Source organism: Blautia pseudococcoides (assembly GCF_001689125.2).
GTDB classification, from domain to species: domain Bacteria; phylum Bacillota; class Clostridia; order Lachnospirales; family Lachnospiraceae; genus Blautia; species Blautia pseudococcoides.
Map to the genome: position 1 here is coordinate 2369286 of NZ_CP015405.2, position 16799 is coordinate 2386084.

At 40.7% G+C, this 16799-nt stretch carries 20 protein-coding genes and 2 pseudogenes; 6 read left to right on the forward strand and 16 right to left on the reverse strand.

The annotated features are described in order from the left end of the window. Positions 1-65 precede the first annotated feature (65 nt). Positions 66-611, reverse strand: coding sequence for a DJ-1 family glyoxalase III (locus tag A4V09_RS11280; protein ID WP_065542435.1), 546 nt, complete (start codon positions 609-611; stop codon positions 66-68). 328 nt (positions 612-939) lie between these two features. Here A4V09_RS11280 and A4V09_RS11285 point away from each other — a divergent pair, with 328 nt between their 5' ends. After that, positions 940-1398, forward strand: coding sequence for a CYTH domain-containing protein (locus A4V09_RS11285; protein WP_065542436.1), 459 nt, complete (start codon positions 940-942; stop codon positions 1396-1398). 23 nt (positions 1399-1421) lie between these two features. Here A4V09_RS11285 and A4V09_RS11290 read toward each other — a convergent pair whose 3' ends face one another. Together A4V09_RS11290 and proC are read right to left on the reverse strand one after the other, a co-directional pair. Further along, a complete protein-coding gene (locus A4V09_RS11290) occupies positions 1422-1631 on the reverse strand; it encodes a hypothetical protein (RefSeq protein ID WP_065542437.1) in 210 nt (69 codons plus the stop codon). A 128-nt stretch (positions 1632-1759) separates the two neighbouring features. Continuing rightward, a complete protein-coding gene (gene proC, locus A4V09_RS11295) occupies positions 1760-2554 on the reverse strand; it encodes a pyrroline-5-carboxylate reductase (protein WP_065542438.1) in 795 nt (264 codons plus the stop codon). Positions 2555-2723: 169 nt separating this feature from the next. Here proC and A4V09_RS11300 point away from each other — a divergent pair, with 169 nt between their 5' ends. Both A4V09_RS11300 and A4V09_RS11305 read left to right on the forward strand, forming a co-directional pair. Beyond that, positions 2724-3206, forward strand: a complete 483-nt coding sequence (locus tag A4V09_RS11300) for a DUF6512 family protein (protein WP_065542439.1) — start codon at positions 2724-2726, stop codon at positions 3204-3206. A 170-nt stretch (positions 3207-3376) separates the two neighbouring features. Then, entirely contained in the window at positions 3377-3637 is a 261-nt protein-coding gene (locus A4V09_RS11305) for a toxin PIN (RefSeq protein WP_065542440.1), read from the forward strand. Positions 3638-3772: 135 nt separating this feature from the next. Here A4V09_RS11305 and A4V09_RS11310 read toward each other — a convergent pair whose 3' ends face one another. Continuing rightward, positions 3773-3985, reverse strand: a complete 213-nt coding sequence (locus tag A4V09_RS11310) for a hypothetical protein (protein WP_065542441.1) — start codon at positions 3983-3985, stop codon at positions 3773-3775. Positions 3986-4146: 161 nt separating this feature from the next. Here A4V09_RS11310 and A4V09_RS11315 point away from each other — a divergent pair, with 161 nt between their 5' ends. Beyond that, entirely contained in the window at positions 4147-4485 is a 339-nt protein-coding gene (locus A4V09_RS11315; RefSeq protein ID WP_065542442.1) for a helix-turn-helix domain-containing protein, read from the forward strand. 27 nt (positions 4486-4512) lie between these two features. On the opposite strand, the gene A4V09_RS11320 is transcribed toward A4V09_RS11315, so the two are convergent. Next, entirely contained in the window at positions 4513-5370 is an 858-nt protein-coding gene (locus tag A4V09_RS11320; RefSeq protein ID WP_065542443.1) for a helix-turn-helix domain-containing protein, read from the reverse strand. A 200-nt stretch (positions 5371-5570) separates the two neighbouring features. Between A4V09_RS11320 and A4V09_RS11325 the strand changes: the two are divergent. Beyond that, positions 5571-6179 (forward strand): annotated as a pseudogene (locus tag A4V09_RS11325) (ABC transporter substrate-binding protein); the annotation flags it as partial. Positions 6180-6541: 362 nt separating this feature from the next. On the opposite strand, the gene A4V09_RS11330 reads toward A4V09_RS11325, so the two are convergent. The 9 genes from A4V09_RS11330 to A4V09_RS11370 form a co-directional block, all read right to left on the reverse strand. Further along, entirely contained in the window at positions 6542-6868 is a 327-nt protein-coding gene (locus A4V09_RS11330; RefSeq protein WP_065542444.1) for an Ig-like domain-containing protein, read from the reverse strand. A gap of 85 nt (positions 6869-6953) precedes the next feature. Next, entirely contained in the window at positions 6954-8147 is a 1194-nt protein-coding gene (locus tag A4V09_RS11335; protein WP_065542445.1) for a HipA domain-containing protein, read from the reverse strand. 290 nt (positions 8148-8437) lie between these two features. Beyond that, positions 8438-8740: a hypothetical protein gene (locus A4V09_RS11340; RefSeq protein WP_162291112.1), complete on the reverse strand. Its 303-nt coding sequence runs from the start codon at positions 8738-8740 to the stop codon at positions 8438-8440. After that, positions 8697-9017 (reverse strand): ROK family protein, encoded by a 321-nt coding sequence (locus A4V09_RS11345; RefSeq protein WP_084043541.1) that lies wholly within the window; start codon positions 9015-9017, stop codon positions 8697-8699. Before A4V09_RS11345 ends, A4V09_RS11340 begins: the two co-directional genes overlap by 44 nt. A 264-nt stretch (positions 9018-9281) precedes the next feature. Then, positions 9282-10181 (reverse strand): homoserine O-acetyltransferase MetA, encoded by a 900-nt coding sequence (gene metA / locus A4V09_RS11350; protein WP_065542448.1) that lies wholly within the window; start codon positions 10179-10181, stop codon positions 9282-9284. 49 nt (positions 10182-10230) lie between these two features. Then, entirely contained in the window at positions 10231-11175 is a 945-nt protein-coding gene (locus A4V09_RS11355; protein ID WP_065542449.1) for a thiamine pyrophosphate-dependent enzyme, read from the reverse strand. Next, on the reverse strand, positions 11168-12295 hold the full coding sequence (locus A4V09_RS11360) for a hypothetical protein (RefSeq protein WP_065542450.1): 1128 nt from the start codon (positions 12293-12295) through the stop codon (positions 11168-11170). Before A4V09_RS11360 ends, A4V09_RS11355 begins: the two co-directional genes overlap by 8 nt. A 2-nt stretch (positions 12296-12297) precedes the next feature. Then, positions 12298-12543, reverse strand: a complete 246-nt coding sequence (locus A4V09_RS11365) for a 4Fe-4S binding protein (protein ID WP_065542451.1) — start codon at positions 12541-12543, stop codon at positions 12298-12300. A gap of 14 nt (positions 12544-12557) precedes the next feature. After that, entirely contained in the window at positions 12558-13079 is a 522-nt protein-coding gene (locus A4V09_RS11370; RefSeq protein WP_065542452.1) for a 2-oxoacid:acceptor oxidoreductase family protein, read from the reverse strand. A 241-nt stretch (positions 13080-13320) separates the two neighbouring features. Here A4V09_RS11370 and A4V09_RS26460 point away from each other — a divergent pair. Continuing rightward, a pseudogene (locus tag A4V09_RS26460) lies at positions 13321-14463 on the forward strand (IS110 family RNA-guided transposase); the annotation flags it as partial. A 113-nt stretch (positions 14464-14576) separates the two neighbouring features. On the opposite strand, the gene A4V09_RS11380 reads toward A4V09_RS26460, so the two are convergent. Next, positions 14577-15617: a 3-oxoacyl-ACP synthase III family protein gene (locus tag A4V09_RS11380; RefSeq protein ID WP_065542453.1), complete on the reverse strand. Its 1041-nt coding sequence runs from the start codon at positions 15615-15617 to the stop codon at positions 14577-14579. 107 nt (positions 15618-15724) lie between these two features. After that, entirely contained in the window at positions 15725-16795 is a 1071-nt protein-coding gene (locus A4V09_RS11385; protein WP_065542454.1) for a branched-chain amino acid aminotransferase, read from the reverse strand. Positions 16796-16799: the final 4 nt, after the last annotated feature.

Here is a 16799-nt window from a genome sequence, read left to right on the forward strand (position 1 = left end):
ACTTTATCATACTTACAGTCATTATCACAGTATAGCACAAGGAGTTTAAAAACACCAGCATTTTTTTATGAAACAATGGATTTTTTGATCTGGCGGGCCTTCACTTCTCCCTCCAGCTGTGAAATCAGCTCCAGCGCAAAGGGGATTGCTGTTCCCACGCCTCTGCTGGTGGTGATATTCCCGTCTTTTACCACCGGATCTGTAAAAATTACGGCTTCCTCCAGTTTCTCCTCAAATCCCGGATAGCAGGCAGCCTTTCTGCCTTTTAAAATCCCAAGGCCTCCCAGTACGCTGGGCGCTGCACAGATTGCCGCCACCATTTTATCTGATGCAGCAAAGCTCTTTAACAGGGCTGCAAGCCCCTGATGCTCTCCCAGATACCGTGTGCCCGGCATACCACCCGGCAGTACCAGCATATCTACGGTACTGTAGTCCACATCATCAAAGAAGACATCTGCTTTTATCTCAATTCCATGGGAACCTGTCACACTCAGATTATCGGAGATGGATACCATGAGCACTTCTTCCCCGGCTCTTCTCAAAAGATCCACCACGGTCAGACCTTCCACTTCCTCAAAACCATCTGCGGTAAATACACAAACTTTTGCCATATGAGTCCCTCCCTTAATTTAAATAAAACGAGTATAAAATCCTGCATACCAGCTTATTATACCATAGGATCACCTGATATTTCTAAAACTTCCGTTTCTTTTTTATAAAAATTATGTTATACCTTAATAATAAGCAGCACTCGCTGCTGCATGATTTGCGGGATGCCCTATGGTATACCTTTATTTAGAAGCAGCGCTCACTGCTGCATGATTTGCGGGATACCCTATGGGTATACTTTTATTTGGAAGCAGCACTCACTGCTGCATATCTTACGGGGCGCCCTTCAGAGTGCACTTATTAAATAGAAAAAGGAGGTTCTGCACAGAAATGGAAATAGAAAGAAAATTTCTTATGAAAGAGCTGCCCGCTGATCTGGCAAGCTACCCCTGTCACAAAATAGAACAGGCTTATCTGAACACCAACCCGGTTATCCGCATCCGCAGGCAGGATGACGCTTATTTCCTCACCTACAAAGGGGAGGGCCATATGGTACGGGAGGAGTATAACCTGCCTCTGAATGAAACATCCTATTGTCATCTGAAAGAAAAGGCAGACGGCATCATTCTTACAAAAACCAGATATCTGCTTCCTCTTGAAGGAGGACTTACCATTGAGCTGGATGTATTTGGAGCACCCTACGAGGGACTCTGTCTGGCGGAGGTGGAATTTGGGGATGTAGAGTCCGCCAATTCCTTTACGCCGCCCTGCTGGTTTGGTGAAGATGTAACCTTCTCATCCAAATACCACAACAGCACGCTCTCCGCAGGAAAGGACAGGCCGCAGTAATGCCGGCCTGTCTTTCCTCTGAGTCATTCTTCACCGAGGCTTTTCATGATACTGTGCCAGGTGGCTTCCCGGCGCTTCTCAATCTCCTCCTCCAGAAGTTCGTCCCCTTTTCTGGTTTTCTCCAGTCTTTTCGTATATGCTCTGGGAATCTTATAGAGCAGCTTTCCCCAAAACCGCAGAAACGCATTGCCGCTGTCTAGCAACCATATACTGATTTCAAAAATACAATCCATGATATGACCTCTTTTGTCTCGGCTAAAGCAGCACATATGCGCTTTTTTGCCTTTTCTTTTATTTTAACAGCAGTTTGCATTTCTTGCAATGAGAAATATTGCTAATCCCCGTCAAGACATTGCCTGTTTTACAGTTCTCTTGTCTTCTTCACACATGCACGGATACATTCTGTCACAGCACTCCTCATGCCTTTCTTTTCCAGAACTCCCACCCCTTCAATTGTAGTTCCCGCAGGTGAACACACCATATCCTTAAGTTCTCCGGGATGCATACCTGTCTCAAGAACCATTTTTGCACTTCCTAATACAGCCTGTGCCGCAAATTCATATGCCTTTTTCCTCGGCATTCCCTCAGCCACTGCGCCATCCGCCATGGCCTCAATGAACATGAAAACAAATGCCGGAGAACTTCCGCTGACAGCTCCCACCACATCCAGCATGGGTTCTGTCACAACCTCCGCTCTTCCAAAAGAACGGAGCAGCACCAAAGCCTCCTCCAGCTCTGTTGCTTCCACAAGAGCATTTTTGCATACACCTGTGATCCCTTCTCCTACCAGTGCAGGCGTATTGGGCATAGTACGGATTATTTTCCTATCCTCCCCGATACGCTCCTCCAGCCAGCTCATAGTCTTACCTGCAGCGATGGAGATGATCACCTTTTCTTTACCAAGCACATCCTTGATCTCTGCGATCACCTCCTCCAGAAACTGCGGCTTCACAGCCAGAAACACCACATCCGATATTTTTGCAGTCTCCCGGTTATCTGTACTACAGGCAATCCCCAGTTTTTCCTTTATCTTAGCAGCAGATTCCTGCGACTTTGTTGAAGCCGTAATATCCTCCCTGCTTACAATCTCTTTTTCCAAAATACCGCCAATAATAGCAGAGGCCATATTGCCGCATCCAATAAATCCAAGTTTCATCTGTAATCCTCCTCGTTTTTACTTTTCCTGTAACTGTTCAGTCCCTTCGCAGCCTTTTCCTAATCATTATCCTCCGTTCCCCTTATTTTTTCAAGAGTGATACAAATATTTTTTCAATTCGCAGCATACTTTTAAACATAATGCAAGTTAAATCCCCGGAGGTCTGTTTATGCAGCAATCTTATAAGGTTTTTACGGTAATCGGCATTCTGTTCACGGTCCTGCTTGGTTCCCTATCCCACTTTTTCTATGAATGGTCCGGCAATTTTTTTTTGGTAGGGCTATTCAGTCCTGTTAATGAGAGCGTATGGGAACACCTGAAACTGCTTTTCTTCCCGGCACTTCTATTTATGCTGTTGGAACAGCGCCTGCTGTCTTACCGCTGTCCTGACCTTCTCTGCAAAAATCTGACAGGACTATACGCCGGGCTCCTCTCCATGCCCCTCCTCTTCTACGGCTACACATTATTCACCAAAAAAAGCTTTCTGTGGGTCGATATCACAATTTTCATACTCAACGTTCTAATCACATACCTGCTCTCCTACAGCCTCCGAAAAAAGAAACTTCCTGATACCCTATGCCGCCTTAATCAGACAGCCCTCTATATCCTGCTGGCCGTCTTCACCGTCGTTTCTATCTTTTTTATGGTATAAGCATATGATATAAACACTGCATTCACCAAATTATTTACGGTTCACAGATACCAGGAAGCGGATGGGAGGAGGCCGGGGCCAATCCCCCCATCCCAAAAACTCACTTTCCCCCTATACATTTTTTCCTTCCTGTATTATGATAATATTATTCTGACAAAGGAGACAAAACCATGACCAACCAAGTATTTTCTGTGTATCATTGCAAATCCTGCAATAAAATAGAAGTGACACAGTACATATCTCCCCAGCAGATGGAGGAATTCGGTCTGACCGCTGAGGAGCTTCTTCCCATCTGTCCTGTCACCGGAAACTCCGACCTGGAAGAACTGGGGCAGATGACAGAAAAAGAGCTGCGCCACTTTGCCTACAGCGATGTAGATGGAGTAAAAGACTATCTGAATAACAGAGAAAAGAAAATCCCCAGGCTTTAAATTCAGGAATCTTTTTCCTGCCTTCACAGTTACGGACACCTATCCCGGCAGAATTTCCTTCAGTGTTGGGATTTTTCCTTAGCTGCAAAGAGGGGCCGCACGCATGAATACCATGCGGCGGCCCCTCTTTTTTATCTAACACTCATTTCCCAGTTTTCGGGAACTCATAAGCTTCCAGATTTTATATTTCTTAACTCTATGGACAATATGCCGGGTATTTCCGCATTTCATACACTGTCCTAAAAATTCGTATACCAGCACATCCTCTTGCTTCAGTTTCAGACCATATGTTTCGTTCAGGCATGACCTGCAGTATCCCAGTGCATGTATTCTCTCATTTCTTGTCATATTTACTCCCGCTCCCTGTATTTTAGTAATATCTTAATGAATCTAATATTTCTTTTTATAATATCAGATACAATACGATATTTCAAGACATATCACGTATCAGAAACGATATTTCGGGACATAGTATCATGTACAATGTCATATAATAGGTGGTGAAAAATATGCACAGTGAGAATACTTTTGAAGAAAACAGCTATGAAGATTTATTTTATAACCGTCTGACACAGCTAAGGTCAGCGAAGAAGGTCTCTGCAAGAGATATGAGTCTTTCCATTGGACAAAATCCGGGCTATATTAATGGACTGGAAAACAAAAAAGGGCTTCCCTCCATGACAGTATTTTTTTATATCTGTGATTACCTGAATGTCACACCGAAAGAATTTTTTGACGAAAGTATAATTTGTCCTGAACAATTCAAGAATCTTTGTCAGGATATGAAAGAGCTGAGACACGATGACCTTCAGCTTTTATGGACATTAACGAAACGTCTGCAAAAATAAGACCGCAAAAAGTGCCGCGAGCCGCAGTTATTTTACAATACTGCAGCCCGCGGCACTCTTTTCATTTTTCTTTCTGTACTGATTCGGTGACATAGATGTCATTCTACGGAAAGCCTGGGAAAAATAAGACTGGGAGGAGTATCCTACCATACCTGATATTTTTGTAACAGGATAATTGGTTGTTTCCAGAAGATGCATGGCCTCTGTCAGCCGTTTCTCAGCAAGATAGCTGATGGGGGATATGCCCTTGTAGGCTTTGAAAGCATGTACCAGATAGTATTTGTTGATATGTGCCGTAAGGCTTAGTGTTTCCAGGGTGATCTCCTCCGCATAGTGCTCATTGATATACTGTTCCACCACCCGGCATTCCCTGGTTGCCTTATTGGGAGGTGCAGCCAGAATATTCTGGCGGGTATGTCTGGTAATATACAGAAGCAGCAATTCCAAAAGCTTCTGGCAGACTGCCCCGCTGTCCTGTTCACCCAGACGTGCCTCCATTACCATCTGTGTCAGACAATCCCCTATCTCCTTACGGCTCTGCCCCAGAAAGTGGACACTGTAATCATAAGTCCCACTGTCCTCCCGGGAATGAAACTGCAGACCTTCAATGCCCAGGGCAATATATTCCCAGGGGCTTTTCTTATTTCCCAGCTCTGTATGTGAGACGCCGGGGTTTACTAAAACCAAGTCATTTTCCCGCACAGGAACTCTTTCATTGTCAATGATAAAACAGCCCTCCCCTTTTGTGATAAAGAAGAGTTCCGCAAAATAATGGGAATGTTCCATGCTGTGCCAGTCCTTATCCGACCTGGCACAGGTTACATACAAAAGCTGGACAGGCAATGACGCTGGAGGCGTCTCCATGGAATATCGCTGATTGCTCATATATCCTTCCTCCTGTTTTCTTTTCTATCCTCATTATAAATTTTTTCATCTGTGGGGACAAGTCGGTTTTAAACAAATCCGCATCGGAACCTGTGGCAAGCCTTTTTCATATTGTATTTTATGGTAACTATTCAGCAGCCAGGCAAAAACCCTATCTCTAAAGGCGATTCTGCGTGGTAGTACCAAAACAGGAGGGAACTATGAAAAAGATTTTATCCGTTTTACTCGCCGTCACACTCTGTACTTCCATATGCCTTACAGGCTGTCAAAAGTCAGATAAGAGTGAGAAAAATTCCAAAGATTCCAATACGGAAAAAGAACTGGTGGATGTAAAATTAAATGAAGTTGCCCATTCCATTTTCTATGCACCTCAGTATGTGGCAATTGAGGAAGGGTACTTTACAAAAGAAGGGATCCGCTTAGAGTGTGTGACCGGCTTTGGCGCAGACAAGACTATGACCGCCGTCCTCTCCGGCGATGCGGATATCGGCTTTATGGGCGCAGAGGCTTCCGTGTATGCTTACCAGGAAGGTGCCAATGACGCTGTCGTCAACTTTGCACAGCTTACACAGCGGGCAGGAAATTTCCTGGTAGCCAGAAAAGAGATGCCTGATTTCAAATGGAGCGATTTGAAAGGCAAAGATATTCTGGGCGGTCGGGCAGGCGGTATGCCGGAAATGGTATTTGAATATATCCTGAAACAGAACGGACTTGACCCGCAGAAGGATATGAACATTGACCAGAGTATTGATTTCGGTTCCACTGCCGCTGCTTTTTCTGGTGGTCAGGGTGACTTTACTGTTGATTTTTATAAGTTACTACACCCTCACTTATTTATTATGCTTGTATATATTCATACATAAAATACTTCACAAGTCTAAATTATTCTATTTGCTCTTTTATAAAGAATGCTTCCAATCTATCAGCATCATTTGTATTCAACGCAGCATAATACTCTGCCTTTGCCTGATCCAATATTATGAATGGCAGTATTCTATGGCGAAGTATTCCCTGAAAAGAATGATCCTTCCTGTGCGTCCATTACCATCGTAAAAATAACGCTTTCGCAACTTCTCTACTCAATCCCAAAATGTGAATTAAATATGCTAGTTTTCTTGAAATCCACGGTGCTGCAAATGAAGTTCCGCTTACATATGCCGCCCCCATATCATCACGACACACCGTCTTCTACTATGGCAACAGACTCATCATATGAACTCCATGTTAATGTATCTGTAGTATCCTCAGGGCCATAAGTGGCTGCAAGTGTATCCTGTTGTTCTACATTAATAATGGAAAAATCTTTATTTAATGTCAGACTATCAGCAGGTATACATGGAATCGACACTGTTACTTTGCACTCGTCTGTAGTTCCATTTGCAGTTATAGCAGTAATGGTTGCTATACCTTCAGATATAGCAGTTACAACACCATTTTTATCTACAGCAGCAACAGATTCGTCTGAGGAACTCCAGGTTGTATCTTTGGAATCCGTCATTCAGACGCAAAAAGCATCTATAATCGTCCACGTTTTTCCACCGTTCCACGAAAAAAGGCACTGGATCCTCTCCAATGCCTTTTTCTTATAGCCTTTTTACTGGTTTTTTCATCTTTTCCTTCTTTTCAGGCTCTTCTTCCTCGGGCATACTGGGCATATACAGCCGTTTTAGCTTCAATATGCCATCAATCTGCTCATTTACAACCTCTTCTAAGATTTTGAGCCGCTCCTCCGGAAGATGGCAGGGATGTTCCCGGTCAAACCGGTACCCTTTCAGGTTGATCAGATCCGCCCGGATGGACGGGGTAAGGGCCGCATGGGCGACCTCATTAAAGTCTTCCCCAATCCGGGTAGGCCGGGTAGACAGATATTCCTGCAGGTGATCAAACTCCGCCTGCTCCGCATAAGGAAGCAGTGCCTGGTTGTGATCGAATACTGGCGCCATCCCCGAAACCTGCATCGTATCTGCATCAAACAGCATCCCATAATTGCCGGCATGGCGATCCGTATTCAGGACAAGCGCATCCAATACCAGCATCCTACGGAAATCTTCTTCTGCATCATGCCGGGACATATAATCCATCACATTTGTCAGGTTATACTCTCCCTGGATACAGCGATAGATTGGAGCAAAGCCCTCCTGCTCACTGGTAAACAACGGGCACTTAGAGGCCAGGCTTCCCCGATACCGGACAACGGTATACGGAACATGCCGTCTGCAGATCCTGCTGGCAATCTCTGCGGCATAGGCTTCAGAAAAAGGTTCCAGCCCTGTATTCCTGCCGCCTGTACTCCCACGCTTGTACAGGAAGATATCTCCTTCCTCTTCCCGTACCCAGCATTTCGCATAGGCACCGCTCGTTTCAAATTCTGGTGAAGTCGTAGAAAACTGCTCTCCGTATAGGCCGCCCTCAAAAGCGATCTTTGCGATCGCGTCATTGAATGGGTTTCTATACAGAGACACATCTGCCCACTTAAAAGAGCTGTCTATTGGCTTCACCCAGAAAGTATCGTTCAGGCTCAATGCATGTGTGATCTTTAAAAAGCCGTCAATTCGGGAGCAGCCGCACTGCCGCATCAATTCCGCAATGTGCTCCCTATGCTTCGGTGCCTGCCGCTGCTCCACCCATGTATGGATGGATGAAAAACCAATCGGCAGTTCCTCAGCTGAAACGTTGCAAGCCTCCTCTTTGAAAAGGATACTTCCCAAAGCTCCGCTGGTGCAGGCAAATGTCAGAAGCACCTTATCCTTATTCATCAGGCAGTATCGTTCATCCACTTTGTTTTCCTCCTTCCTCTGTATCCCCCTCACAATTTTCCTTTATTATATCCATATCCTGACCAATCCGCAATCTTTTATTCGATATGTACCTCAAATGTTTTCACCAATTCTTCCACCTCCTGCAGCTTTTTCAGTACCAGTTCCGCATCTCCCCGGAACATGACGCAATGTACTACTCCTATCTTTTCCCCAAAAGTCTAAAACATTCTTTCCACAACTCCTCCTGATCCTGAATCCTGTCTTTTGTCAGCAGATTTACCGGATCAAAAATAATTTTCAGCCAGGGACTACTCATATCCCGGATCAGTTCTTTTGTCCATTCCGGAGAATACAGCGTATGAGCGGCAACCGGTTCGATTCCCATGTTCCTGTGCTGTTGCCAGAAGCCTGTAGATGGTGTCCCATACCTGTTTTCTGGTCTCTCTTTTTTCTTCCAGATTCAGGACGCCATAGGATGTTTCTGTCCCGGTCATGCCTGCCCCCAGGTATTTTCCATAACGAATTCCTGCCTCCAGATTATACTGCTCCAGAACCTGTTTGGTTTTCTCATCCCCCTCTCTCACCGCCTGAAAAACCTGTTTTCCTTCCACAATTTCCGCAGCATATCTGCCACAGAAGAGAGTCTTTATTTCTGTCGTTTTTCATCATTGCTTTTGCCTGTCTCACCAGTGCAGAGGCAGAAGCATACCGTTCAAAACAGCCTCTGCTGATCTTCCCGTTCATAATGATCCCTGCCCCGATTCCGGTACCCAGTGTGACCATAAGGAAATCACAGCTCCCTTTCCCCGCGCCGTACAGAAACTCTGCCCAGGCGGCAGCATCTCCATCATTTTCCAGATATTTTTTGCAGGGAATATAGTGATGGATCTATTATCTCACATATGATGATTTTGAAAAGGTACTCGCTATTTTGCGTTTACTATATTTCATGTTGTGTTTGTCCCTTTTTGGAAGAAAAATATCCTTTAGAAAGAAAAAGAGAAGTGGGGTTTCCACTTCCCTTAATTACTCTCTTTTCCATATATTTTATTTTTTAATAGTAATATATGACTTCTTTTTGCCAAATAATCGGCATAATACAAATCCCAGCATTAAGAATATACCTATAATTCTTTTCATTTGTTTCCCCCTTTAAAACGGAGCCATTTGATAAACGTAATAATTCAACCAATTGCTATAAAGATTATTTGCATGCGCTTTCCATAAAAAAAGTGGAGTTTTATTTGGATTGTTTTCAGAAAAATAATTACATGGTTTTCTTATTTTTAGTCCTTTACTCAAATCACGTCTATACTCTTCGAAAAGCGTAAACTTATCATATTCTGGATGTCCCATAACAAAAATTTGCTTTCCATTTTCAGCCGATCCCAAAAAAAATCCTACTTTTTTCGATGCAGCAAGAATATTAATATCATTACACTTTCTAATATCCTCAATTGCAACTTCTGTGTATCGTGAATGTGGTGCTAGAAATTTTTCATCAAATCCCCTGACCAATGGATCGCTAGGGATCAGAATATCATGCCAGTATACTCCAAAAACCTTTTCGCGTAATTTTCTTTTGGTTAATTCAAAAAAATGATATAACGCAGCTTGTGCTGCCCAACAAATATAAATTGTAGATATAACATTTTTTTTACTCCAATCCATAATTTCTACAAGTTCCTTCCAATAATCAACTTCTTCATACTCAAGGTTTTCAACTGGAGCACCTGTAATTATCATTCCATCAAACTTTTTACTCTTCACTTCATCAAATTTGGAATAAAATTTTTCCATATGAATTATTGATGTATTTTTAGAATTATGACTACTTGTTGTCAAAAACTCTATCTCTAATTGTAAAGGAGAATTTGACAACAAACGTAATAACTGTAACTCTGTTTTTTCTTTTAGAGGCATCAAATTCAAAATTAAGATGCGTAACGGTCGTATATCTTGGGTTATTGCCCTTGTTTCCCCCATAACAAATATATTTTCTTTTTCTAACAGTTCTTTTGCAGGCAAGCCTTCCGGTATCTTAATTGGCAAACCATCTCTCCTCTCTGCATTGCTTATGTATAACACAATTCCATTTATTTCAGTTTACACTATAGCATATTTTACTTCTTTCCTTCATAAAGCGAATTTCTCTATCAATATCCTCTTGAATATCCATCAAGATTTCCAGCTTTTTATCCTTCATAGTTTTCTGAAACCTTCCCTGAGAATTAATATATTTTTCAATAGATGGTTTTTTATCTTTCATTTTCAATAACTTTTCAGTTGGTTTAGAAAATACTATTTTACCATTATGGGCTTCCCACAGTAAACATGCACCTGCCTCTACAGCCATTCTTCCCATTTCTATAGTTTTATCTGCTGAAAATCCCCAACCGACATTACATGGCGCGAAAATTTCTATATACTTAAATCCTGGAATAGATTTAGCTTTTAATATTTTATTATATAAATCTATTGGGTATGCAACCGATGCTGTAGCTATATATGGAACGTTATGCTCTAACATGAGCAATGCCATATTCTTTTTAGTCTCCTTCTTTCCCGCCGGAGTAGTTGTTGTATAACAATATCGAGGAGTAGCACCACTTCGTTGCAATCCCGTATTTACATAGGCTTCGTTATTGTAACAAAAATGTATAAAGTCGTCATTTCTCTCCGCTGCAGCAGAAAGTGCTTGGAAACCAATATCATAAGTTCCACCGTCCCCAGTCCAATTAAAAACAGTTGGCTTTTCCCATGTATCATTTTTCTTCTCTTTAATAGTATCAAGAGCCACACTTACACCTGCAGCAGATGCACCAGCACTGGCAAATGTAATATTCATGCTTGGCCAATTATATGCTGTTTTAGGGGTCATTCCCATACTAGCCACAGAACAAGACGGAGTCAGCAACATTACCGCATTTTTCCCTAAAGCTTTTCCAACAATTCGTAAAGCCAGTGATGCAGGACAACCGGCGCATGAACCACACCCACTTAATAATAATTCTTCTTCTGGCATTTCTCTAATTGTACTAATCATAAACTTCAACCTCCATCTTTTTGATTACACGTTTAATTTCCTCACATGTGATTTCTTTACCGCCAATTCCCATCACCATTCCTTTCAAGCATTTTAAGTTTAATTTTCCATACAAAAAGCTTCGAAGTTCTGATATAACAATTCCATCTTCAGCACCAAAATGATAATCACGATCAATAACAATAACCTTACTGTCAGTTTTTAAAATATTCATAATTTCAATTCCTGGAAATGGTACGAATACCCTTATTCTGATTAGACCAACAGAAACACCTTCTTTTCTTAGTATATCCACACAATATTTAATATCTGCTGCTACACTTCCCATAGCTACTAAAATAATCTCTGCGTCCTCTGTACAATATGTTTCTATCATATCCCCATCCCATAGTTCTGTACACTCCTGATATTCATATGCGGCTTGTTTAATAATCGTTCCAACATTTAAAATGTCTTTAGAAAGTTTATCTCTAAAATCTGCATATTCCTTAGGATTTGTCACATTGGAAAAAGATGTAGGATTTTCAGTATTTAAGGACCACATGGGTTTGTAATCAGGTAAATATGTGGATATTTTTTCTTCTTCTGGTAGGCTCACAGGTTCTTCACAGTGAGAAAGTAAAAAACCATCAAAATTTACCATTACTGGTAAATATGCTTTTTCTGCAATTTTATATGCCTGTAAAATTGTATTGAATATTTCCTGGTTGGATGCACAATAAATTTGAATCCATCCTGTATCTCTTTGTGATAAGGCATCTTGATGATCTGCTTTTAAAGTCCATGGTGCAAAAACCCCTCTATTTACGTTTGCCATGACAATTGGCAATCGCCCGCCTGCTGCCATATGCAAAACTTCATGCATATAAAGTAAACCCTGTGAAGATGTAGCCGTAAACACTCTAGCCCCTGCCGCTGACGCGGCAACTGTTGCAGCCATCGCAGAGTGTTCACCTTCTATTGATATAAATTTACACTTCATTCCGTGGGCTATATCCTCATTTATTTTTTCAACAATTTTTGTAGACGGGGTAATCGGATATCCCGCTACAACATCAACTTTTGCATATTTTACTGCTTCTGCTGCCGCATAATTTCCAGTACATAATATCTTATCCATATTTACTCCTTTTCCATTGAAATAGCCTCACAAGGACATTCATTTGCACAAATTCCACATCCTTTACAATATTGATAGTCAATTTCAAGTGTTTCTTTGTTAATCACTGCTTCTGGACAATATATCCAGCACTTCAAGCACTTAACACATTTTTCTTTCTTAATAATGGGCTTATATAACCTCCATTCCCCAGTATTTCCAGCAGCGCCTTTCTGTGGTACTGAAATTGGTTGTAAAATAGAATCCATCGACAAATACCTCCTTAGATTGCATCATATGCACTCAAAGCCGCTTTTACATCGAGCTCTGCAATCTTCCCTTTCCAATTTTTTCGTAAAACAATTTCAACGACTTCCCGTGGAAATTGTATAACTTTACAAACTGCCCCAAACATTGGGATATTTACAAAAGGAATATTATCGTGAACAAGATTATTTTCAATAGCAATCTGTGTTGCGTTAATGGTAATTGCATTTTGTTCATAACGCTTTTCATTACTATTAACAATAAGCTTTGTTCTTTTATGAAGTCCCATATCGATTGCCTTTTGTATCAGAGAATCATTCATAATAACAAGAAACTCCGGTGTAGAGCACTGTTCATGTATTAAAATGGGCTTATCATTAATTCGTACCGATGCACTTACCGATGAACCTCTTCGTTCAACACCGAATGAAGGTAACGATTGGCTATATAACTCCATTTCTAAAGCAGCCTCAGACAATAAATGAGAAAACGTAACAATTCCTTGTCCGCCTAAACCATGTAATCTAAATTCAATCATAATAATCTCCATTCCGCGCGCCTTCGGGCGCGGCACAAATAGTAATGAAAGATTTTCAAAACCTCTGCTCCATGAGATAATAGCTTCAAGAAGCTACACTACAAAGCACGGGAGGAGGAGTTGTAAATTCTTTCTCGTTTTAGACAGCATAATAATCCGTGTAAGTTCTGCCTTTTCAAGCACAAATAAGTGGTACTTCGAGTCCGTACACTAAGAATTGTTTTAACGCCTTGGTTAAATTGTGTGGCAGTTCAGTCAATGGCTTCTTAACAATAACTGTCATGACCTTTGCATGGAATCCTCTGGTAAATACTGGATCCCTGTATTTAATCTCCTAGAAGATAAGACCAATGTTACCATTGCAAACCCCAAATGGGTAAAAGCAGTAAAAGGTAACAAAGATGACACAAAGGATTCTAAATGGATTGGAGATTTATTCCGTCTTGGACTTGTAAAAGGCAGTTATATTCCCTGTAAAAAAATTCGTATTTTACGTGAGTTTACAAGGTATGGTTATAAACTTGTTTCCTGCCGTTCCAGTGAAAAGAATAGATATCAGAATGCGCTTACTGTTTGTAATGTTGCACTAGATTCTGTTGTTTCCGATATCTTTTGGAAGTCATCCACATCCATCATTAACTATCTGCTTGAACAGTCTGGCAATTCTATCAATCATGAAGAAATAGCTTCTTCTAAACTTCTTAGGTCTCACAAATCTAAAGAAGATGCAGTGATTGAATCCATTGAGGATATCATATGACTGATTCCCAAAAATACCGTATGCACCTCGTCCGTACACATATGGATTATATCACAGCTGAGATCAATGATAGACCGAGAGATAGAATCTTTGATTTCTTCTGATCCTGATTATGAAAATGCTATCCAGTTTCTAATGACTATTCCGGGTGTTAAACGTAACAGTGCAATCACCGTCATCTCCGAAATAGGTATTGATATGGCTCAGTTCTCAAGCTCCAAACGTTTATGCTGCTGGGCTGGATTAACTCCTGACAGTAAAGAATCTGGTGGTAAGAAGAAGTCTGTTCGGGTTACACGTGCCGGTGTCTACCTCAAACCTGCATTAGTACAGTTTGCTCATGCAGCCGTTACATCCAACAAATCTCCTTACTACAAAAAGAAATATGAATCTCTTACGAAACGTCATGGCGAGAAAAGAGCCATTATTGCAATCGCCCGGATGATTCTGACTGCCATTTACCAGATGTTATCAACTGGAGAAACCTGGAATCCAAGCGATTTGTATAAAATTGATATGCCTGAAGCTTTACTGGAAAAACAGAAAGTAAAAGCTATCAAGCAAGCCATGAAACTATTGCAGCGAGAGGGATTATATCCACCTCCGAAACCAATAGCTTCCTAAAATTTTTCCTAAACTTAATACCCATAAAAAGTTGCCAACTACTGGCAGCTTAGATAAGTGCGCCACTTTTTGGCTGACCTCTGCTTTCTTTCACACTATACTCCTCTTTTCAATTAACACCATCTAAAAATCACTGACCCCCACTGCATCCCCATACCGATACCAAACAACCCAATCAGATTTCCACTCTTTATCTTTCCTGAGCGAACTGCTTCATCCAAAGCGATACCCACCTGTGGTCCTGATGAATTACCATACTTTGTAAAAACTTCTCCAATTTTTTCGTCTGGAATTTTTAGCATCTGTTTTATTGCGCCTAACGCTTTAATACTTCCAGGATGTGCCAGTACAAAGTCCAAATCCTCAACATTGGCATGTATTTGTGATAAACTATCTTTCATACTATTTACTACAGCATTGCAAATAAATTCCCATTCTTTTGCCTTCATATCTGTATTATGAGCTATTTCATCTTTATTGGTTTTACCCGAATTTGAAAATGCCCAAGTTAAATATTGTTCACCTCTTTCTAATTTATCTGGTGTTAAAGGGTTGGCACATCCACCGCCAGGAATTAATGCCGCCTCATAAAAGTCGGGATTAGCCCCTAAGTGATAGCTCAATATGCCAGTATCTGTTCCTGGTACTTCCGTCAATATAGCTGCTGAAGCTCCATCTGCAAACAATGCATTATTAAATCTATCGCTAGGATTCATTGAACGTAGTAAAAGTTCAGACGCTACGACCATAACATTTTTAAAACTCCCCTGAGCCATTAGTGCACCTACTACAAGCAGATGAACAAATCCTGCGCACTGTGCCTTCATATCAAATACTGCTGCATTTGTGGCACCAAGTTTCCGTTGAACAAGAAGAGACGTACCTGGCGCTAAATGGTCAGGAGAACAAGTTGCCAAAATAATTAAATCAATGTCTGTTGCCTCTAGTTTAGCCATGTCAAGTGCCTTCTTGCAGGCTTCAAAAGCTAAGTCAGAAGTATTCTGGTCATCTCTTGCCTTGGTTCGTGCAGTTACTCCAAGATGCTTCCTAATCCATTCATCATTTGTATCATAGATTTTCTCTAAATCTTTATTAGTAATCAATTTCTCGCCTATGTAAGATCCTGTTCCTATAATCCCAATATTTTTTTCCATTTTTGTCCTCTTTTCTATTTCCATATTAAATGTTCCATAGTAAAATTATTTCCGTGATTGATGTAGATATTATTTTGAGAGTTATCAACTTCCAATTGATGTACTCTTCATAAAGGCATCCTCCAATTATATGGGTCCTCTAAAACATTATATTGAATACCTACAAGATTGTATTGTAATTTTTCTGTTATCGGTCCAATCAATTTTCTATTAATTTCATAAACATGATTCTTATAATTCAGGGTACCAATTGCAGCAATACCGGCTGCCGTACCCGTACCAAAACATTCAGTTACTGTACCATCCAAAATTCCTTCAATTATTTCTTCAATACTAATTTTTCCTTCAACAGTCTTTATTCCATTATCCTTAGCCAATTGCAAAACTGATTTTCTTGTTATACCCGGCAAAATTGTATCATTTAAAAGTGGCGTTAAAAGATTACCGTTTTGTACAAAAAAGATATTCATTACTCCGGTTTCCTCAATAAATCTTCTATCTTTTCCATCAAGCCAAAGTACTTGTGAACATGATTTTGAATGAGCTATTTTTGTTGAGAGCAAACTTGCTGCATAATTCCCACCAGTTTTAGCATTGCCAACTCCACCGTATACAGATCTAGCCATTTTATCTTCTACATAAATATCCAGATATTTTTTTTCGGTTTTAAAATATGGGTCAACTGGGGATAAAACTACAAAGAATAAGTACTCTGTAGCAGCTACCAGATTTATGTTATCACTAATCGCAATCATAGTTGGTCTTATGTATAAAGCTGAATTTTCAGTGCATGGTACCCACTTCTCTTCGATCTTAATTAATTCTCTAATTGCAATAACAAAATCTTCCTCATTCAATTCTGGCATACAAAGACGTTTTGCTGATTCGTTGAATCGTTTTGCATTTTCCCATGGTCTAAATAAAAAGACCTGACCATTTCTATCCCTATATGCTTTCATTCCTTCATAAATTTCCTGTGCATAGTGAAAAACTGCTGCTGATACACTTAGGTTTATAGATGAATTTTCTACAATCTGTGCATCATGCCATCCTTCTGTTTCATTAAAATACATCAGGAAGACATGGTCTGTAAATTTTGTTCCAAAACCTAAGTTTGATGTATTTTGTAAGGTTCCTCTTTTTTCTTCTGGTAAAAGTCTGTAATCAATTGTAAGCATTTTA